Source organism: Gryllotalpicola reticulitermitis, from assembly GCF_042651345.1.
Taxonomy (GTDB): Bacteria; Actinomycetota; Actinomycetes; order Actinomycetales; family Microbacteriaceae; genus Gryllotalpicola; species Gryllotalpicola reticulitermitis.
Genome location: NZ_JBHSCN010000005.1, coordinates 19470 through 38689, shown reverse-complemented (window position 1 = coordinate 38689; position 19220 = coordinate 19470). Strand labels below are relative to the sequence as shown.

Sequence of the window (19220 nt, the reverse complement as noted above, 5' to 3'; positions counted from 1 at the left end):
GAAAGCTACACAGACCCGGGCGAGTCAAAAAGTCGCGGGTTAGGCTGACGCAATCGGTCAGGGACGACCGGAAGGGCGGAGCATGACGACGCAGCATGTGGTCGACACGACCGAGGAGCACGCGGCGACGACGGGCAGCGTGCCCGAACCTCGCGAGGTCATGCCGGGCGTGTGGACTCTGCCGACCGAGTTCCCGAGCAAGGGCCAGCCGCTGCGCTACACGCTCAGCTACGTACTGCTCGACACCGCGGGCGGAGTGCACCTGATCGACCCCGGGGTCGACACCAGCGCCAACTGGAAGCGCCTCGAGACACTGCTCGCGTCGCTCGGGCGCGAGCTCGCCGACATCCGTACCGTCGTCGTCACCCACCTGCACTTCGACCACCTCGGGATCGGTGCGCGCGTGCGCGCGGCGACCGGCGCGCAGGTCGTGCTGCACCGCCTCGAGCAGGCCGCGATCGACGGAGAGTTCGGCGGCGCGGACCGCGAGCGCTTCGAGCGGTGGGGTGTGCCGGCGGCGCGACGAGGCGAGCTCGACCGTGTCACCCAGGAGCGGTTCTCGAAGGCACAGATCACCGCCGACCGGCTGGTCGAAGACGGCGACGTGCTCGAGTTCCCCGGCATCCGTCTGCATGTGATCTGGACGCCCGGCCACACCTACGGCAGCATCTGCCTGCGCCACGAAGAGGGCAAGCTGGTCTTCACCGGCGACCACGTGCTGCCGCTGCTCAATCCCGGTCTCGGCCTCGGTGGCCCCACCCCGAGCAACCCGATCAGCGACTACCTCGACGCGCTCGATCGCGTCGCCCGGTTCGACGACCACCAGGTCTGCCCCGGCCACGGCTACCGCTTCTACGGCCTGCGCGCTCGCTGCGACGCGCTCTCGGCGCACCACGCGCGCCGCACCGCCGAGGTCGCCGAGGTGCTCGACCGACTCGACCGGCCCTCGGTGTGGCAGGTCGCGTCCGAGCTGTACTGGAGCCTCGGCTGGGAGAACCTCTCGCACTACCTGCTCGATTCCGCTCTCGCGCAAGTCGAGATGCACATCGCACGGCTCGGCCGCATCGCGGAAACCGAGCGCGCGGCGTAGCGGCTCTGACTCGTCCCGAATGCTGGGACGACGCGTGGAAGCCCTCGTGAGGCCGGTGCAATAGTTCCCGGCAACAGCACCCGGGCGGTCCCTCCGAAGGCGTTTTCAGCACTGAGGAAGTCGTTCCTGGTCGTTGCTGCGCACTGATGGTTCAAGGAGGAACTCATGCGTAAGACCAGGCTCATGCTGCTGACCTGCACCGCAGCAGCCATAGCTCTATTCGCCGCCGGATGCACCGGCGGATCCGGCAGTACGTCCGCCGGCAAGAAGGTGACCATCACGCTGGCCACCAACCAGATCACGGCCGAGAACACCGGCACGTCCCCGGTGTTCCAGAGCGTGATCAAGCAGTTCGAGAAGGACAACCCCAACGTCACCATCCAGCTCGAGGAGTCCCAGGCGACGGCGCTGCAGCAGGTCGTCCAGCTTGCTTTCGCGAACCGCAAGGTCCCGGACGTGTTCAACTTCTGGCGCCCGCAGCCCGCGTTCAACATGGACAAATACATCGCGAGCGGCGAGCTCGGCGACCTCACCTCGCTGTCGAAGCAGGTGAAGAGCGAGTTCCCGTCCGACGCATGGCAGACCGCGACCGTGAACGGGAAGACGTGGGGCCTGCCGCTCACCGACTTCGCCGTGCCGCTCGTGGCCGACAAGGCGGTCTTCACCAAGGCGGGCGTTCCGCTGCCGACGACCTGGAATCTGCTGATGAGCGACGTCAAGGCGCTCAAGGCGAAGGGCATCATCCCCTTCGCGGTGACGACGCAGCCGTCGCCGCAGAGCGATGACCGTCTCTTCGACTATGTGCTCGACCGCGAACTGGGCAACGCCAAGGCGCTGCAGCTCTTCGAGGGCAAGGGCGGCTCGTTCACGGCGCCCGACGTCAAGAAGGCGCTGTCCGACTACCTCGAGCTCTCTGCCGGCAACGGCCCGTCCGACGCCGCCGCGCTCGACGACAACGGCGTGATCGCGAAGTACATCAACACGGGCAAGGCCGCGATGCTGGTCGACAACAGCGGGTACCTGCCGTCGATCGACGCGACGACCGCGAAGAACATGGTCGTGCTGCCGTTCCCGACGATCCCGGGCGGCGCCGAAACGTCTCCGCACATGGAGAAGGACCTCACCACCCTGATGTACGCGAGCTCCGCATCGCTCAAGGACCCGACCAAGGGCCCGATCGTGCAGAAGCTGCTGAAGGCGCTCACGAGCCCGGCCAGCCAGACGCAGATCGCGAACAACGGCGTGCTCGCCGCCGCGACCAACGTCAAGGTCGACCCGGCGAAGGCGGGCCAGTTCTTCGCCGACGTGCAGACCACGACCGCGAACGAGCCCGGTGACAAGTGGCTCGGCAACGGTCGCACGCCGGAGCAGGAGCAGACCTTCTACCCGCTGATGGCTCAGGCCTGGTCGGGTTCGCTCACCGCAAGCAGCTTCGCCAAGCAGCTCGACTCGATGTTCGTCAAGGGCTGATCGTGGGAACTTTGAAGTTCCGGCCGTGGTACCTGCTGTACCTGCTGCCCGCGGTCGTCCTCTACGTGGTGCTGTTCATCTACCCGTTCATCCAGACGGCGATCAGCAGCTTCACCAGCTGGGACGGCATCACGAAGCCGGTGTTCGTCGGCGTCGCGAACTACGTGCAGCTCTTCCAGGATCAGGTGCTCATGTCGGGCATCCTCCGCATCTTGATCTGGGCCGCGCTCGCGGTCGTGTTCAAGGTGGGGCTCGGCCTCGTGTTCGCGGCCATGCTGCGTGACCGGCTGAAGGGCTACTCGTTCTTCACGAGCGTGTTCTTCTTCCCGGTCGTCATCTCGTCGTCGGCGATGTCGCTGATCTTCTCGCTGATGTACGACAAGGACATCGGCCTGATCAACCAGACGCTGCACGCGGTGGGCCTCGGCTTCCTCGAGCACGCCTGGCTGTCCGACCCGCACACGGCGTTCTTCGCGGCGATCGCGGTACCGATCTATCAGGACATCGGATTCTTCCTGGTGATCTTCCTCGCGGCGCTCCAGGACATTCCGAACGAGTATTACGAGTCCGCGCGCATCGATGGGGCGGGGCCGATCAAGTCCTTCTTCCTCGTGACGCTGCCGTTGTCGCTCGGAAGCCTGCGGGTGTGCATCGTGCTCGCGGTCACCTCGGCGTTCAAGACGTTCGACTACATCTTCCTGCTCACCGCGGGCGGCCCGGGCAACTCGACGCAGGTGCCGGCGACGTGGATGTACCTGCAGACGTTCCAGTCGTTCAAGTACGGCTACGGCGCCGCGATCGCGATGCTCATCTTCGTCATGAGCATGGTCGTCTCCGGCCTCGTCATGGGATCGAACACGTTCAGCGCTCGCCGAGCGCGCCGCGAAGCGGCGCGCGAGCTACGAGACTTCGAGGGAGTGATGGCATGACCACCAACAGCGTGCTTCAGGCGACGCGGCCGCGCACGCAGGCGAACCGATCGGGTTCGGCGCGGGCGTTCAGCCGCGTGCTGCACAACCCGATGATCCTCATCGCGTACCTCGTGCTCGCGCTCAACACCGTGAGCTGCCTGATTCCGATCCTGTGGACGTTGAGCAACTCGTTCCGCTCCAACACCCAGATCTTCGGCCGGTTCTCGCTCGTGCCCGAGCAGTTCGACTTCGGCGCGTACGTCTCGATGATCACGCACACGAACATCCTGAGCGGATTCCTCAACTCCGTGATCATCACGGGGCTGAGCCTCGCCCTCCTGTTCGTGTGCGTCCTTCCCGCGGCATTCGTGCTCTCGCGCATCCGATTCGCGTTCTCGAAGGTGATCTACGGCTTCTTCCTGATCGCGATCTTCGTGCCCGGAATCGTGCTGCTGCAGGCGACGTACTCGATCTTCGCGCAGACCGGCCTGCTCGACATCCCGTACACGATCGTGCTCGCCTACACGGCCGGGCAGATCCCGTTCTGCCTGTTCCTCATGGTCGCGTACATGCGCGAGATCGACTCGACGATCGAGGAGGCCGCGCTCGTCGACGGCGCGAGCGGGTGGCGGATCTTCCTGCAGATCATCCTGCCGATGAGCCGCAACGGCATCGTGACGATCATGATCCTGTCGTTCGTCTCGATCTGGAACGACTACATCTACGCACTCGTGTTCCTGCCGGAGCCGGGGCGGCAGACCTTGACCGTGGCCCTCGCGAACGCCAAGGGCGAGTACACGGTCAACTACGGGCTGCTGTCTGCGGCGGCGATCCTCGCGATCGTCCCCGTGTTCGTGTTCTACCTGTTCACGAAGAACCTGCTCATGAACGGCATGTCGTCGGGGGCCGTCAAGGGCTGACGCCGTGCCCGGAAGGGGATAAAACGCACGATCGGGGAGAGAAACGGTGCAATCCGTCTCCCCGATCGTGCGTTTTATCCCCGAGCAACCAGCTCAGAACTGCAGCGTGGAGCGCTCGTCGATCTTGCTGTCGTCGAGACGGATGCCGAAGCCGGGGCGCGTCGGCAGCGCGAACGAGCCGCCGACGGGGGCCGGCGGGTCGATCTCGAAGTGGTGACGGTTCGGCATGGTGCGACCCAGGTACTCGGCGGTGGGGCACACGGCCGGCGACTGGCTGGCGATCACGTGGATCGCCGCGTGCATGCCGTGACCGTGGGGGATGACGGGCACGCTGAAGACGTCGGCGATGGCGCACATGCGCACGAGCTCGGTCACGCCGCCGCACCACTCGGGGTCGCACTGGGCGACGGCGAGGACGCCGGCCTGCAGGTACTGCAGCAGCTCCTGGCGGTCGTAGATGTGCTCACCGGTGCTGATCGGCACGCTCGTGCTGCGCTGCAGTGCTTCGTACGCCGGGAAGTGATTCTGGCCGAACGGCTCCTCGAGCCACGTGGGCTTGAGGTGCTCGACGCGCTGCACCCACGAGCGCGCATAGCCCAGGTCCCAGCCGTTGAAGACGTCGAACATCATCCGCTCGTCGGGGCCGATGGTCTCACGCACGGCCTCGGCGATCGCGACGTTGCGGGCGAGGCCCTCTGCGCCGTCGGTCGGGCCGTCGCCGAGAAACCACTTCTGGCCCCAGAAGCCGTCGGCCTTCGCCTTCGCGGCGACCTCGCGCACATTGTCGAGGTCGAGCGAGGTGCCGAGCGTGCTGAGGTAGACGGGGATCCGGTCACGCGCCGAGCCGCCGAGCAGCTGCCAGACGGGCGCGTCGAAGACCTTGCCGCGCAGATCCCACAGGGCGTTGTCGATCGCGCTGAGCGCCATCTTGTAGTGCCCGTGGCGGCCGTGGCGGTCGAAGCGCTCGAGCAGATCCCAGTGCGTCGTGACAGCGAGCGCGTCCTCGCCGATGAGCAGCGGCGCCAGCTGGTTGACGATCGGCCACGTGGTCTCGGGGTCGATGGGGCCGTAGAGGCCCTCCGCACCGGCATCCGTCCCGATCCGCAGGTAGCGCGAGGTCATCACGCCGCCCGTCCAGGGCGCGGCGGGCTGCGAGTACGGCGCCTTCCTGCGCTCGTGGAACGACTCGGCACGCACCTGCCGCTGCTTGGGGCCGGGCGGCGGCTCGGGCGCGGCACCGCGCACCACCACGATCTCGATGGCGGTGATCCGGATGGTGCGCGCGCCGGTCTCGGTGAGCGGCTCAGACGTAACGGGTGTGGACGGCATTGATGTCGATCCTTCCTGCGGTATCAGCGACGATGGCGACGTTCTTGCGCACGATCTCAGCGTCGCGCATGCCGGCGAGGGCGACGTCGACGAGCGGGTTCGACAGCACGAACTGGATGAGCGCGGGGGTGTAGTCGAAGGTGTTCTCGGGGTTGACCATCTGGATCCAGCGTTGGAACGTGCCGGAGGTCGGGGCGCGCATCGTGAGAATGCCCATTCCCTGCTTCTCGGCCTCGAACAGCGCACCGAATGGCCGCGACGGCTCGTACGGGTGCTGGAAGATGAAGTTGTAGCAGATCTGCATCGTGTCGAAGACGCCGCTGTGGACCAGCGCGTCGACGCCCCCGTTGTCGTCCTCCGAGGTGAAGCCGATGAACCGGGTGAGGCCCTCGGCCTTGAGCTGCTGCATCTGCTCGGCGATGCCGCCCGGCGCGAGGATGCGCTCCACGTCGTCGGGGGTGTACGAGTTGCCGTGGATCTGCACGAGGTCGACGTGGTCGCGGCCGAGGTGGCCGAGGCTGCGCTCGAGCGACTGGCGCGGGCTGAGGGCGCCGTCGTGCGAGAGCTTGGTCGAGAGGAACAGCGGTTCGCCCGCGGCCTCCCTCACCCCCGCGAGCGCTTCGCCGAGCACCCGCTCGCTCTCGCCGTTGCCATAGCCTGCGGCGGTGTCGAACAGGTTGATGCCGGATTCGAGCGCCACCTCGACCGCTTCGAAGAGGCCGCGCCGGTCGTCGGCGTCGGCCGGGTCGAAAGCGTTCAGATAGTTCTTGAGTCCGAGCACGGCGCCGCCGAAGCCGAGGTGGCTCACGCGTGCGCCGGTGCGCCCGAGGGTCGAATACTCCAACTGAGTCCTTTTCTCTTCTCTTAGCGCGGAGATGCTCTTACAGCTCGACGCCGATGTACTTCTCCTCGAGGAATTCGAGGATTCCCTCCGAGCTGCCCTCACGGCCGAGCCCGCTCTGCTTCATGCCGCCGAACGGCGCAGCGGGGTCGCTGAGCACGGCGCGGTTCACGGCGACCATGCCGGCGTCGATGCGCTTCGCGACGGCGAGCGCCTCGCCCGTCTGGCCGTACACGTAGGCGATGAGGCCGTAGATCGTGTCGTTGGCCATGCGGACGGCCTCGTCGACGTCGTCATAGACGACGATCGCCGAGACCGGCCCGAAGATCTCGGTCTGGTTGATCGTCGAGCCGTGCTCCACGCCGGTCAGCACGGTCGCGTCGTAGAACGCGCCGGCATCGCTCGCGCCGCCGCCGACCTCGAGTCGTGCGCCCTCGGCGAGCGCCGTCTCGACGAGCTCGGCGACCTTGTCGCGCTCCCCCGTCGACACGAGCGCGCCGAGCTCGTTGCTGCGGTCGATGCCGGGACCCATGCGCAGCTGCGACATCGCGTCAGACATCCGCGTCACGAACTGGTCGTGCACCGAGCGGTGCACGTAGAAGCGGTTGGCGGCCGTGCATGCCGAGCCGCCGTTGCGCATCTTGGCGATCATCGCACCCGCCACCGCCTTGTCGACATCGGCGCCGGGCAGCACGACGAACGGCGCGTTGCCGCCGAGCTCCATCGACGAGCTGACGACGTTCTCGGCGGCCTCGGCGAGCAGCACTCGGCCGACCTCGGTCGAGCCGGTGAACGACAGCTTGCGGACCGCGGGATGCTTGAGCATCGCGGCCACAGCGGGGCCGGTCGGCGCGGGCGTGACGAGGTTGACGACTCCGCTCGGCACGCCGGCGCGCATGAGCGCGTCGACGACGTACGCGGCGGTCAGCGGGGTCTCGCGCGCCGGCTTGAGGACCGTCGTGCAGCCCGCGGCGAGCGCGGGCGCGAGCTTGCGGGTCGCCATCGCGGCCGGGAAGTTCCACGGCGTGACGAGCAGTGAGACGCCGATCGGCTCGTGCGTGACGATGATCGTCTTGTCGCCCGAGGGCGAGAGGCGGAAGTCGCCCCCGACGCGGACGGCCTCTTCCGCGAACCAGCGGAAGAAGTCCTTCGCGTAGTCGGCCTCGCCCAGCGCGTCGGCGAACGCCTTGCCGTTCTCGCGCACGATGATCTCGGCGAACAGCTCGCGCTCGGCGGTGAGAATGTCGTACGCGCGGCGCAGGATCTCGGAGCGCACCCGCGGCGGCGTGGCCGACCAGGCGGGAAGCGCGGCTTCGGCCGCGTCGACCGCGGCGAGGCAGTCGGATTCCTCAGCGATCGCGAACTGCGCGATCTCGGCGTTCTCGGCGGGGTCGACGACCGCGAAGCTGCGGCCGGCCGAACCCGCCCGCCACTCGCCGGCGATGTACAGCTCGGTGCGCAGCGGCGGGTTCTGCGAGGCGTTCTGGCGGTCGATGACAGGGGCTTCGGTGGTCATGGTTCAGTTCCTCACTGGGGTCGTGGCTGCGTCGCTCGTCACACGGCCGGACCAGGCGGCCTCGAGTACGGCGTCGAGCAGCTCGGGGGTGGCGGGCACGGCGGCGTTCTGTACGAGGCGCGTGACACCGAGGGAGAGTTCCGCGAAGCGGGGCAGCTGCTCACGGGTGACCCCGAGTTCGGCGAGCGACGCGGGCACGCCGATGTCGTGCACGAGGTCGCGCACGGCAGCGACGACGGCGATCGCACGTTCCTCAGCCGGACCGGGCGGGACGTCGAGCGCATCGCCGATCATGTTCAGCTCGGGCACCGTCTCGGGGCGCAGCGCCTCGAGCACGTACGGCAGCAGGAGCCCCGTGCCGAGGCCGTGCGGCGTCTTGGTCGCGGCGCCGACGGGGTACTGCACGGCGTGAGAGAGGTGGGTGCCGCCGGTCGCGAACGCCATGCCGGCGAGCAGGCTGCCGTAGGCCATCGCCTCGCGCGGGGCGAGTTCGCCGGGGTTGCGCACCGCGTCGCGCAGGTTGGCGCCGATGACGCGCACCGCCTCGAGCCCGACGAGCGAGCTGAGCAGGTTGCGGCCGACGAACACGGGCTGCGTCGTCGACCAGTCGGGTGCCGCGCGGCGCGCGGTGAAGGATTCGACGGCGTGGACGAAGGCGTCGATGCCGGCGAACGCGGTGACGGGTGCCGGCGCGCCGACCGCGAGGACGGGATCCACGATCGCGCGCCGTGGGATCAGCCGCGGGCTCGAGACCCCGACCTTCAGCTCGCGCTCGGGGTCCGAGACGACCGCGACCGGGGTGACCTCCGAGCCGGTGCCTGCCGTCGTGGGCACGGCGACGATCGGCAGCACTGCACCCGGCACGGCGTTCTCGCCGTAGTACCGCGACAGTGGGCCCGGGTGCGCGAGCAGCAGGGCGACCAGCTTCGCGAGGTCGAGCGCGCTGCCGCCGCCGATACCGACGACCACCTCGGGCGATGCGCCGCGAGCGGTCTCGGCGACCCGCTCGATCGAGTCGACCGGCAGCTCGGGCACGACATCCGTCGACACCGTCGCCCTGACGCCTGCCGCCTCGAGCGCGGCGAGCGCCTCGGCGAACCACGGCGTCGTCGCGACGAACGGGTCGGCGACCACGAATGCGTTGGTGCCGAGTTCGGAGACCGCGGTCGGCAGTGCCCGCAACGTGCCCGCGCCGAGGAGGACGCTCTCGGGCAGCCGCAGCAGCCCGAAGGCGCCGGGTGCCGGCGCGGCGGCCTCAGCCGGCGCAGTGGTGCTCTCGCTCACAGCAGTGCCCTCGCCCAACGCAGTGTCGTCACTGAACGCAGTGTCCTCAGTCAACACGGACCTCTCGATGTAGTTCTCGGACCCGATCCCACAGTCCGGGGAACAGGGGAATCCCGCCCTCGAGGCGGGCACGCCGTGTGGCTCGGGCGCGGTCGCCGGGGATCGACACGTCGCCCGGCATCCGCCCGCTGTCCCGCACCGACGCCAGATAGGCCGCCAGCCCGGGAAGCACCGCCGCGCCGCCGATCGCTCGCGGCGAGATCGCGAGGAACACGTCGCCCTTTGTGGCGACCTCTTCGGTGTCGAGCGTGCCGCGCACGTCGGTTCCGAGCGCCGTTCCGGTCAGCGTCGCCACGAGCACCTCGAGGGCGATCCCGAGCGCGTAGCCCTTCGGGCCGCCGAACGGCGAGATCGCGCCGGCCGCGGCGGCTGAGGCATCCGTCGTCGCATCGCCGGACGCGTCGACCGCCCAGCCGAGCGGCAGCTCGCGCCCCGCCGCGGCGAAGTCGAGCACCTTGCCCATCGAGACGGCCGCCGTCGACAGGTCGACGACGAGAGGCTCGTCGTCGGTGGGAACGGCGATGCCGATCGGGTTCGTGCCGACCATCGCCCTCGTGCCGCCCCACGGGTGCACGAGCGCCTCGCTGGTCGTGAACGCGATGCCGATCTGGCCGGTCGCGGCGATGTCCTCGACATACGGCGCGAGCATGCCGACGTGATTGGAGTTGTGCACGGCGGCGAGTGCGATGCCGGTGGTCTCGGCCTTCTCGGTGATGCTCGAGATCGCGACGCCGGCTGCCACCGGGCCGAAGCCGCGGTGGCCGTCGATCACGGCGACGGCGTCCGAGCGCCACTCGGCCGTCGGTTCTTCTGCGGAGACGATCAGACCGCGGCGCAGCCGCTCGACGAGCACGGGAAGGCGGCGCACCCCGTGCGAGTGCTGGTCGCGCAGATCGCCCTCGATCAGGATGCGCGCCTGCTTCTCCGCATCGGCGGGCGTCGCGCCGTTTCCGACCAGCGTCTCGACAACGATCGTGCGAAGCTGCGCCGCGTCGATCACGACTTCGCTTACGCTGACGTTGTTGGCACGGGCCATTGACGTCTCCTCCCGATCAGGTGTGTGCCGATCCTCGCAAGCTGCAAAGGAGCAAGCTATGGTCCGTCCCGACAGTCAGGACACGGCCTCGTCGTTGACCCGTGGGCTCAGTCTCCTCGACCTCTTCACGGTCCGCGAGCCCGAGCTCAGCATTCGTGAACTGGCCCGCCGGTCGGGTCTGCCCAAGTCGACCGCGCACCGTCTGGTCGGCGATCTGCTCGCCTGGGGTGCGCTCGAGCGCACGCCGCGCGGAGTGCGCCTCGGGGTGCACCTCTTCGAGCTCGGGTCGCTCGTCCCAGCCCACCGCCGCCTGCGCGAGATCGCGATCCCGTACGCGCACAACCTCAACGAGGTCACGCAGCTGACATCGAACATCGCGGTCCGCGACGGGAGCGACATCATGTACGTCGAGAAGATCACGAGCCGCTCGCTGAACGTGCCGCATTCGCGCGTCGGGGGGCGCCTGCCGATGCACTGCACGGCGCTCGGCAAGGCGATGCTCGCGTACAGCGAGCCCGAGTTCGTCGACCGGCTGCTCGGCGGCGAGCTCAGGGCGTTGTCGTCGCGCACCATCACCTCGCCGCAGGTGATCAGGGCCGAGCTCGCGAAGATCCGCGAGACGAAGGTGGCCTACGACGTCGAGGAGTCCCAGCCGGGCCTGTTCTGCGTCGCCGCGCCCGTGTTCGGTCCGTTCGACGAGGTCGTCGGCGCGATCTCCGTGACCGGTGCGACGTCGCTCACGCAGGCACAGCGCTTCGCGCCGGTGGTGCGCACCACCGCGATGGCTCTCTCCCGCGTGCTGCAGTCGCACTCGACGCTGCGCGCCGACTCCGTGGCGCGCTCCGCATAGCGGGACACCGGGTTGGGCAGCGCGGCCGGCTGGGCACATCGTCGACGGATGCCAGACACCCGCATGCCCGCTCGACGGGCGCCGTCGTGCTGATCGACGCGTACCAGCACGTCGGCCTGCCCCGCTTCCAGTCCGGCGACGACGCGCTTACAGCGCTGGACACCGCGGGAATCGACCGGGCGCTCGTCTGCGCGTTCGACACCTGCCCCGACCTCGTCGAGGTGCACCGCACTCTGCTGCGCGCCCCCGACCGCATCGTCGCCTGCGGTCTCGCGCAGAGCGGCGACCGAGCGACGGTCGAGGCACGCGTGCGGGCGCAGTTCGAAGCGGGCTTCTCGGGGCTGAGACTGAGCGGCGGCGACATCGAGCGGATGCCGTGGCTTCTGGACCTCATCGGCGACGCCGGCGCGATCGCCCTCGTGTGCAGCTCGGACGGGCTGCGGCGCGAGGCATCCGCTCTGGGCCGCATGCTGCGCGACCACCCGCGCTCGCTCGTGCTCGGCGGCCATTTCGCCGGCCCCACCGACCCCGCCGTCTTCGACTCGGCAGACGTGGCGGCACTCTTCGCCCACGAGCGCTTCGCGGTGATCGCCTCACGACAGGGGCTTTTCGAGCCGCGGGTGCTCGACCCGTGGTTCGACGAGCTGCTCGCGCGCGTCGGCACCGAGCGACTGCTCTGGGGGTCGGAGGCGCCGGTGCTGTACTGGCGCGACGAGACCCTGCGCGGCTCGGCCGACTGGCTCGAGTCGCGCATCGCCGACCCGGCGCAGCTCGCAGCGATCCGCGGAGGAAACGCGGAGCGCCTGCTGTTCGCGCGGGAGCGGCCGGCGCCGGCGCCGCTCGAACTGGAATCCGACCCCATGTCGCTCGTCGACGTGAAGCCCGCGGCCATGTGGCCGCACGGTCTGAGTGTTCCTGACCCCATTGCGGGGCGTATCGTTCACCACTGGCTGCAAAGTCAGGGCGGCGGGAGCACGCTTAACGAGTTCATCGCGCAGGTGCTGGACGGGGCGCTCCCCTCGTAGCCGCACGCGAACAACCGCAAGGAGAGAAGTGACCTCGATCGAACAGAGCACCAGCTCGGCGCTGGAACAGCGGCGTGCGGCGCGCGAGGCGTCGCGCGTCGACGGCGAGAACGCGCGCTCCTGGCAGCTCGTTTCCGCTTTGCGCGACGACACCTTCGATGCCGCGATGCTCGGGCGAGCCGACCAGATCGTGCTCGACCTCGAGGACGCGATCGACACGAGCTTCAAAGCATCCGCTCGCGACAAGGTCGTCGACTGGCTCACCGGCGGCGGCAGCGCCTGGGTCCGCATCAACGACTGGACGACCGTCGACTGGAGCGACGACCTCGCCGCTCTCGCCGGCGTGCCCGGCCTCAAGGGCGTCATGCTCGCGAAGACCGAAGCGGCCGAGCAGGTCACCGACACGTTCCAGCGGCTCGGCGGCTCGACGCCCGTCGTGACGCTCATCGAGTCGGCGCTCGGCATCGAGAGCGCCATCGAGATCGCCCGCGCGCGCGGCGCGTTCCGCATCGCCTTCGGTTCGGGCGACTACCGCCGCGACACGGGCGCATCCAACACGCCCCTCGCGATGGCCTACCCCCGCACCCGCCTCGTGCTCGCGAGCCGCATCGGCGCGCTGCCCGGCCCCATCGACGGCCCCACCGTCGCGAGCACGCACCCCGTGCTCCGTGAGCAGGCCGCCGACGGCGTCGCCCTCGGCATGACCGGCAAGCTCTGCCTCGACAGCGAGCAGCCCGCCGTCATCAACGAGTCGATGAGCCCGTCGCCGGCCGACGTCGCCTGGGCGCTGGACTTCCTCGCCGAGTTCGAGGCCAACGGGCGCGTCATCCGCGACGGCAGCGACAAGCCGCGCCTCGCGCGTGCCGAGACCATCCAGCGCCGCGCAGCGCTGTTCCACATTCAGGCGGCGGGCTGACCTGAACCCCGGCCTCAGTGCCGGGCGGCGTCGCGCGTGAGCGTCGGCAGCCAGTAGATGCTCGTCGACGCGGCGATGAAGAGCTCGGTGCCGTCGGTGCCCCCGAAGCACACGTTCGCGCTCTTCTCGGGCACGGGGATTGACCCGAGCTCGCTGCCGTCTGGCGCGTAGACGATGATGGCGTCGAGGCTCGACGTCCAGATGTTGCCGTGCTCGTCGACGCGGAAGCCGTCGGCGATGCCACGCGCGATGTCGGCGAACAGCCGTCCGTTGACGGCCTTCCCGTCGACGATGTCGTAGGCGCGGATGTGGTGGTTTCCGCTCTCGAAGCCGACCGACGCCGCCGAGGTGTCCGCGATGTACAGCACGCCCTCGTCCGGCGAGAAGGCAAGGCCGTTCGGCTCCTCCATGTCGGTCACGACCGGGATCGTCTCACCCGTGGCCGGGTCGTGACGGAACACCCAGCAGCCGCCGTACTCCCGCTCGCCCGGATGGCCCTCTTCCGGAAACGTGATCCCGTACGGCGGGTCGGTGAACCAGATGCTGCCATCGGATGCCACGACGACGTCGTTCGGCGAGTTGAAGCGGTACGTGCCCGACTCATCCGTGAAGTGGTCGACGATCAGGCTGATCTCGCCGTCCACATCGCGTTCGACGCGGCGCCGCCCGTGGCTGCACTGCACGATCGAGCCGTCGAGGTCGAGAGTCCTGCCGTTGGTGAACTCGACCTCGGAGCGGTAGATGCCCGTCTCGCCAGTGCTCGGCGAGTACTGCATGATCCGGTTGCCGTGAATGTCGCTCCAGATCAGCACCCCCCGAGCCGGGAGCCACAGCGGCCCCTCCGACCAGCTCGCCCCGGTCGCAACGCGCTCCGCGCGAGCGCCCTCCGGCACGAGAGCTTCAAGCCCGTGCGTCGCCTCATCCGTCACCCTGGTGCCTCCTCGTCGAGATCCGCAGCATGCAGGATGCTACTCGCGCCGGGCCGATGCCGACGCCAACGCTGATGCTGATGCTGATGCTGATGCTCACGCCGACGCCGACGCCGACGCCGACGCACCTCGCGCTATGCATCGCGGGTCACGCGGCGCCTTCGCCCGTCAGATCCGCGGCGAGCGCGGCAGCCGTGCGCTGCAGCAGCGGCACGGCAGCCTCGCCGAGCGCCTCGGTGAGTCGTACGCTCGGGCCGGAGACCGAGACCGCGGTCGGGACGGGAAGCCCGCGCAGCGGTACCGCGTAGCACCGCACGCCCAGCTCGTGCTCCCCGTCGTCGAGCGCGTAGCCACGGTCCCGGGTCACCTCAAGGTCGTGCTCGAGCTCGTCGAGGTCGCCGATCGTGGTCGCCGTGTCGCGCGGCATGCCGGCGCGCACGACGATGCGGCGTACGGATGCCTCGTCGAGCGTCGACAGGATCGCCTTCCCGACCCCCGTCGAGTGCGTATACGTGCGGTGGCCGACCTCGGTGAACATCCGCATCGCGTGCGGGGAGGGCACCTGTGCGACATAGACGATGCGATCGCCGTCGAGCATCGCAAGGTTCGCGGTCTCGCCAACGGCCTCAACGATCTTCTGCAGGTGCGGTCGCGCGATCGGGCCGAGTTGCAGGTCTGCGTCCTGCCCGAGCCGCATCATTCGCAGGCCGAGCCCGTAGCGTCGCGACGGCAGATGCCGCACATAGCCGAGCGTGGCCATCGTCTTGAGCAGGCGGTGGCTCGTCGCGACGGGCAGCCCGACGCCCGCGCTCAGCTCGTTGAGCGACAGCCCGGCCTGGGATTCCGCCAACATCTCGAGCAGCCGGAACGCCCGTACGACGGACTGAACGCCTGACTGCTCTTCCATAGGACCCCATCGTTCCATCGACGCCGCTCTTGGCGGGACGCGCCGCTCCATTGACCGCGCGCCACGGGCCACGTAGTCTCTTTGTATTCGGAAATGTAGTTCCATCATGCGGAAATTGCTAGGGCTCGAGGAGGAGCAGTGACAGCAGGCGCGCTGATCCGCGAACTCGAAGACGTGCTGCCGCCCGGGGCGGTGGTGACCGATCCAACCAGCCTCGCGGCTTATCGCACGGACCGCGCACATGACCCCAGCGCGCAGGCGCCGCGCGCGGTGGTTCGGGCACGCTCGACGGCCGAGGTCCAGACTGCCGTCCGGTGGGCAGCGAAGCACCACGTCCCCGTGATTCCCCGCGGCGCCGGCACCGGCCTTTCCGGCGGCGCCAGCGGCCGCAGCGACGCACTGGTGATCTCGACCGAGCTCATGCGCGACGTCGCGGTCGACGAGCGCACCCGCACCGTGGTCGTCCAGCCCGGCCTGCTCAACGCCGAGTTGAAGGCGATCGTCGCCGAACACGGCCTCTGGTACCCGCCCGACCCGGCCTCGTTCGCGATCTGCTCGATCGGCGGCAACATCGCGACCAACGCCGGCGGCCTGTGCTGCGTGAAGTACGGCGTCACCGTCGACTATGTGCTCGGCCTTGAGGTCGTCTTGGCCGACGGTCGCGTCGTGCGGCTCGGCGGCCCGCTCATCAAAGACGTCGCAGGCCTCGATCTCGTCAAGCTCTTCGTCGGCAGCGAGGGCACCCTCGGCATCGTCACCGAGATCACCCTGCGCCTGCTGCCCGCACCGCCGCCGCACCGCACGATCATCGCGTGGTTCCGCTCGACGGAGGACGCGGCCGAGGCGATCGCCGAGATCGCCTGCACGATCCGCCCGAGCATGCTCGAGTACATGGACCGGGCGGCGACGAATGCCGTCGAGGACATGCTCGGGCTGGGGCTCAATCGCGAGGCCGCCGCGTTCGTGCTCGCCGCGAGCGACGAACAGGACCCCGAGGGACGCGAGATCGCGTTCATGCTGGAGGCCTTGCGCAGGCACCACCCGATCTCGGCCGACGAGACCGCGGCCGAGCGCGGCGCAGAGCTCGAGAACGCACGCCGCTCGGCGATTCCGGCGGTCGAGGTGAACGGCCGGATCCTCCTCGAGGACGTCGGCGTCGAGATCCCGAAATTCGCGCAGCTCGTGCACGGCATCGAAGACATCGCCGCGCGCAACCAGGTGGCGATCCCGCTCCTCGCGCACGCGGGCGACGGCAACACGCATCCGCTCATCGTCTTCGACCCCGCCGATGCGGCGGAGGAGGCCCGCGCCATCAGGGCGTACGGCGAGGTCATGACCCTCGCCATCGAGCTCGGCGGCACCATCACGGGCGAACACGGCGTCGGAAGGCTCAAGCGGCCGTGGCTCGAGCGCCAGATCGGCGCGGACGCCCTCGAGCTCGGCCAGCGCATCAAGTCGGCGTTCGATCCCGACAACATCTTCAACCCCGGAACGATCTTCAAGGAGGTCCACGAATGACCGAACACGAGCGCGTGCGAACCGGCGGCCTGCAGGTCGACCGCGAGCTCTACGACTTCGTCACCGATGAGGCGCTTGCGGCGACAGGCATCGACGCCGCGACCTTCTGGGCCGGAGCGGAGAGCATCCTCACCGACCTCATGCCCCGGGGTCGCGAGCTGCTCGCCGAACGCGACCGGCTGCAGTCCGAGCTCGATGACTGGAATCGCGCGCATCAGGGCGAGACCTGGGACGCTGCGGCGTACCGCGCGCACCTCGATGAGCTCGGATACGTGGTTCCCGAGCCCGAGAACGTCACGGTCACGACGACCGACGTCGACCCGGAGATCGCCGAGCTCGCCGGCCCGCAGCTAGTGGTGCCGATCACGAACGCGCGCTACTCGCTGAACGCGGCGAACGCGCGCTGGGGTTCGCTGTACGACGCCTTCTACGGTACGGATGCCCTGCCCGGAGCGGCGCGCGGCGGCGGTTACGACCGCGACCGCGGCAACCAGGTGATCGCGCACGTGCGCACCCTGCTCGACCAGTTCTTCCCGCTCGAATCCGGCAGCCACGCCGCGGCGACGGGGTACGCGGTGCACGAGGGCACCCTCGTCGTCGCGACGGCCGGCGGCCCGACGCAGCTGCGCGACCCCGGCGCCTTCGTCGGATTCCGCGGCGAGACGACCCACCCCGAGTCGGTCCTGCTGCGCCGCAACGGCATCCACTGGGAGCTGCGCTTCGACGCGGGCTCTCCGGTCGCCGCCGACGATCGCGCCGGCATGAGCGACGTGCAGGCCGAGGCGGCGCTCACCACCATCATCGACTTCGAGGACTCGGTGGCCGTGGTCGATGCGGCCGACAAGGTCGCGGCCTACCGCAACTGGCTCGGCCTCAACCGCGGCGACCTCGTCGAGAGCTTCCAGAAGGGCGGCCGCACCGTCACGCGCCGCCTGGCCGAGGACCGCGACTTCACCGCCCCCGACGGCACGGCCCTGACGCTGCCGGGCCGTTCCCTGCTGTTCGTCCGCAACGTCGGTCACCACATGATGACCGACGCCGTGCTCGACGCCGACGGCAACGAGATCGGCGAAGGCATCCTCGACGCGATCGTGACCGCACTGTGCGCGCTCCCCGGCCGCGACCCGCAGAACCCGCTGCGCAACGGGCGCTTCGGCTCGATCTACATCGTGAAGCCCAAGCAGCACGGGCCGGCGGAGGTCGCCTTCACCGTGAGCATCTTCGAGCGGGTCGAGCAGCTGCTCGGGCTGCCCGCAAAGACGCTCAAGCTCGGCCTCATGGACGAGGAGCGCCGCACCTCGGTGAACCTCAAGGCGGCGATCGCGCAGAGCCCAGACCGGCTGGTGTTCATCAACACGGGCTTCCTCGACCGCTCCGGCGACGAGATCCACACGTCGATGGAAGCCGGCCCCATCGTCCGCAAGGCCGAACTGCGCGCCCAGCCGTGGATGCTCGCCTACGAGGACCAGAACGTCGACATCGGCCTCGAGGTCGGCCTGCCCGGGCACGCCCAGATCGGCAAGGGCATGTGGGCCGCGCCCGACCTGATGGCCGACATGCTGACGCAGAAGATCGGGCACCCGCGTGCGGGCGCGACGACGGCCTGGGTGCCGTCGCCGACCGCGGCGACCCTGCACTCGCTGCACTATCTCGAGGTCGACGTGCGCGCTCGTCAGCAGGAGCTCGCGGGAACTCGCCGCGGCACCCTCGACGAGCTGCTCACCGTGCCGCTCGGCGACCCGGCCCAGTGGGACGACGCCGCACGACGCGAAGAGGTCGACAACAACGTGCAGTCCCTGCTCGGCTACGTCGTGCGCTGGATCGACCAGGGCATCGGATGCTCGAAGGTTCCGGACATCCACGACGTCGCGCTGATGGAGGACCGCGCCACGCTGCGCATCTCGAGCCAGCTGCTCGCCAACTGGCTGCGGCACGGCGTCGTCACCGAGGCCGAGCTGCGGGCATCCCTCGCCCGTATGGCCGCGGTCGTCGACGAACAGAACGCGGGCGACCCGCTCTACCGCCCGATGGCGACCGACCCCGACGCGAGCATCGCCTTCCAGGCCGCCTGCGATCTCGTGTTCGACGGCACGGCGCAGCCGAACGGCTACACCGAGTTCATCCTGCACCGCCGTCGCCGCGAGGCGAAGGCCGCACAGAACGGAATCCAGTCATGAAGCAGTCCATCGACACGGTCTCGATCAGCCACGAGCTGGCGCTGCACATCGCCACGGTGGCGATCGACGAGGGCGCCAAGGCGGGACTTCCCGTCGCGGTGACGATCGTCGATCCCGCGCTCGCGCTCGTCGCGTACGTCCGCGCCGACGGCATCACCCCGCACAGCGTCGAGACCAGCCGCCGCAAGGCGCAGACCGCCGCGTCGACCCGCCGCCCGACCGGCTGGATGCAGGGCGAGCTGGCGAGCGCACTGCCCAGCGGCACCGGCGGCCTGCTCACCAACATCAAGGGCGGCGTTCCGCTGCGGTTCGACGGGAAGCTGCTCGGCGGCCTCGGCATTGCGGGCGGCGCACCCGACCAGGACGCGGAGGTCGCGCGCGCAGTGCTGGCCGTGGTGGGCGCGGACCCGGTCGACTGAGCGGCAGCACCAACGCCGAAGG

17 protein-coding genes are annotated in these 19220 nt (G+C 69.3%); 10 read left to right on the top strand and 7 right to left on the bottom strand.

What is annotated here, in order from left to right:
- The first annotated feature begins 82 nt into the window (after positions 1-82).
- The 4 genes from ACFOYW_RS07350 to ACFOYW_RS07335 all read left to right on the top strand — a co-directional run bounded on the left by ACFOYW_RS07350 (position 83) and on the right by ACFOYW_RS07335 (position 4391).
- A complete protein-coding gene (locus ACFOYW_RS07350) occupies positions 83-1090 on the top strand; it encodes an MBL fold metallo-hydrolase (RefSeq protein WP_390228188.1) in 1008 nt (335 codons plus the stop codon).
- A 165-nt stretch (positions 1091-1255) separates the two neighbouring features.
- Positions 1256-2560, top strand: coding sequence for an ABC transporter substrate-binding protein (locus ACFOYW_RS07345; protein ID WP_390228187.1), 1305 nt, complete (start codon positions 1256-1258; stop codon positions 2558-2560).
- 2 nt (positions 2561-2562) lie between these two features.
- On the top strand, positions 2563-3489 hold the full coding sequence (locus tag ACFOYW_RS07340; RefSeq protein WP_390228185.1) for a carbohydrate ABC transporter permease: 927 nt from the start codon (positions 2563-2565) through the stop codon (positions 3487-3489).
- Positions 3486-4391 carry a carbohydrate ABC transporter permease gene (locus ACFOYW_RS07335; protein WP_390228184.1) on the top strand — a complete coding sequence of 302 codons (906 nt, stop codon included), beginning with the start codon at positions 3486-3488 and terminating at the stop codon, positions 4389-4391. Before ACFOYW_RS07340 ends, ACFOYW_RS07335 begins: the two co-directional genes overlap by 4 nt.
- Before the next feature lie 93 nt (positions 4392-4484).
- Here the strand turns inward: ACFOYW_RS07335 and ACFOYW_RS07330 are convergent, their stop codons facing one another.
- From ACFOYW_RS07330 to ACFOYW_RS07310, 5 genes are read right to left on the bottom strand one after another with little or no spacing between them, the layout of a single operon-like run.
- A complete protein-coding gene (locus ACFOYW_RS07330; protein WP_390228183.1) occupies positions 4485-5720 on the bottom strand; it encodes an enolase C-terminal domain-like protein in 1236 nt (411 codons plus the stop codon).
- The gene (locus tag ACFOYW_RS07325; RefSeq protein WP_390228181.1) at positions 5695-6564 is read right to left on the bottom strand and encodes an aldo/keto reductase; all 870 of its coding nucleotides are present in this window, start codon (positions 6562-6564) and stop codon (positions 5695-5697) included. The genes ACFOYW_RS07330 and ACFOYW_RS07325 overlap by 26 nt, the downstream gene beginning before the upstream one ends.
- Before the next feature lie 37 nt (positions 6565-6601).
- Complete coding sequence (locus ACFOYW_RS07320) at positions 6602-8077, bottom strand: NAD-dependent succinate-semialdehyde dehydrogenase (protein WP_390228180.1); 1476 nt, start codon at positions 8075-8077, stop codon at positions 6602-6604.
- 3 nt (positions 8078-8080) lie between these two features.
- A complete protein-coding gene (locus tag ACFOYW_RS07315) occupies positions 8081-9361 on the bottom strand; it encodes an iron-containing alcohol dehydrogenase (protein ID WP_390228179.1) in 1281 nt (426 codons plus the stop codon).
- 46 nt (positions 9362-9407) lie between these two features.
- Positions 9408-10457: an Ldh family oxidoreductase gene (locus tag ACFOYW_RS07310; protein WP_390228178.1), complete on the bottom strand. Its 1050-nt coding sequence runs from the start codon at positions 10455-10457 to the stop codon at positions 9408-9410.
- Positions 10458-10515: 58 nt separating this feature from the next.
- Between ACFOYW_RS07310 and ACFOYW_RS07305 the strand changes: the two genes are divergently transcribed.
- The 3 genes from ACFOYW_RS07305 (at position 10516) to ACFOYW_RS07295 (ending at position 13248) form a co-directional block, all read left to right on the top strand.
- Positions 10516-11307 carry an IclR family transcriptional regulator gene (locus ACFOYW_RS07305; protein ID WP_390228177.1) on the top strand — a complete coding sequence of 264 codons (792 nt, stop codon included), beginning with the start codon at positions 10516-10518 and terminating at the stop codon, positions 11305-11307.
- An 86-nt stretch (positions 11308-11393) separates the two neighbouring features.
- Positions 11394-12332, top strand: a complete 939-nt coding sequence (locus ACFOYW_RS07300) for an amidohydrolase family protein (RefSeq protein ID WP_390228176.1) — start codon at positions 11394-11396, stop codon at positions 12330-12332.
- Positions 12333-12369: 37 nt separating this feature from the next.
- Positions 12370-13248, top strand: coding sequence for an HpcH/HpaI aldolase/citrate lyase family protein (locus ACFOYW_RS07295; RefSeq protein WP_390229570.1), 879 nt, complete (start codon positions 12370-12372; stop codon positions 13246-13248).
- 14 nt (positions 13249-13262) lie between these two features.
- On the opposite strand, the gene ACFOYW_RS07290 is transcribed toward ACFOYW_RS07295, so the two are convergent.
- On the bottom strand, positions 13263-14177 hold the full coding sequence (locus ACFOYW_RS07290) for an SMP-30/gluconolactonase/LRE family protein (protein ID WP_390228175.1): 915 nt from the start codon (positions 14175-14177) through the stop codon (positions 13263-13265).
- A gap of 148 nt (positions 14178-14325) precedes the next feature.
- The gene (locus tag ACFOYW_RS07285) at positions 14326-15084 is read right to left on the bottom strand and encodes an IclR family transcriptional regulator (protein ID WP_390228174.1); all 759 of its coding nucleotides are present in this window, start codon (positions 15082-15084) and stop codon (positions 14326-14328) included.
- Positions 15085-15222: 138 nt separating this feature from the next.
- On the opposite strand from ACFOYW_RS07285, the gene ACFOYW_RS07280 reads away from it, so the two are divergent.
- Genes ACFOYW_RS07280 through ACFOYW_RS07270 form a run of 3 tightly spaced genes read left to right on the top strand, consistent with a single transcriptional unit; the run spans position 15223 to position 19198 of the window.
- Positions 15223-16602, top strand: coding sequence for an FAD-binding oxidoreductase (locus tag ACFOYW_RS07280; RefSeq protein WP_390228173.1), 1380 nt, complete (start codon positions 15223-15225; stop codon positions 16600-16602).
- On the top strand, positions 16599-18779 hold the full coding sequence (locus ACFOYW_RS07275) for a malate synthase G (RefSeq protein WP_390228172.1): 2181 nt from the start codon (positions 16599-16601) through the stop codon (positions 18777-18779). The genes ACFOYW_RS07280 and ACFOYW_RS07275 overlap by 4 nt, the downstream gene beginning before the upstream one ends.
- Positions 18776-19198 (top strand): GlcG/HbpS family heme-binding protein, encoded by a 423-nt coding sequence (locus tag ACFOYW_RS07270; RefSeq protein WP_390228170.1) that lies wholly within the window; start codon positions 18776-18778, stop codon positions 19196-19198. Before ACFOYW_RS07275 ends, ACFOYW_RS07270 begins: the two co-directional genes overlap by 4 nt.
- The last annotated feature ends 22 nt before the right edge of the window (positions 19199-19220 follow it).

Excerpts from the sequence above, each read along its gene's own strand:
- ACFOYW_RS07350 (WP_390228188.1), top strand. The coding sequence starts at position 83 with ATGACGACGCAGCATGTGGTCGACACGACCGAGGAGCACGCGGCGACG.
- ACFOYW_RS07345 (WP_390228187.1), top strand. The coding sequence starts at position 1,256 with ATGCGTAAGACCAGGCTCATGCTGCTGACCTGCACCGCAGCAGCCATA.
- ACFOYW_RS07335 (WP_390228184.1), top strand. The coding sequence starts at position 3,486 with ATGACCACCAACAGCGTGCTTCAGGCGACGCGGCCGCGCACGCAGGCG.
- ACFOYW_RS07330 (WP_390228183.1), bottom strand. The coding sequence starts at position 5,720 with ATGCCGTCCACACCCGTTACGTCTGAGCCGCTCACCGAGACCGGCGCG.
- ACFOYW_RS07320 (WP_390228180.1), bottom strand. The coding sequence starts at position 8,077 with ATGACCACCGAAGCCCCTGTCATCGACCGCCAGAACGCCTCGCAGAAC.
- ACFOYW_RS07310 (WP_390228178.1), bottom strand. The coding sequence starts at position 10,457 with ATGGCCCGTGCCAACAACGTCAGCGTAAGCGAAGTCGTGATCGACGCG.
- ACFOYW_RS07305 (WP_390228177.1), top strand. The coding sequence starts at position 10,516 with ATGGTCCGTCCCGACAGTCAGGACACGGCCTCGTCGTTGACCCGTGGG.
- ACFOYW_RS07285 (WP_390228174.1), bottom strand. The coding sequence starts at position 15,084 with ATGGAAGAGCAGTCAGGCGTTCAGTCCGTCGTACGGGCGTTCCGGCTG.
- ACFOYW_RS07275 (WP_390228172.1), top strand. The coding sequence starts at position 16,599 with ATGACCGAACACGAGCGCGTGCGAACCGGCGGCCTGCAGGTCGACCGC.
- ACFOYW_RS07270 (WP_390228170.1), top strand. The coding sequence starts at position 18,776 with ATGAAGCAGTCCATCGACACGGTCTCGATCAGCCACGAGCTGGCGCTG.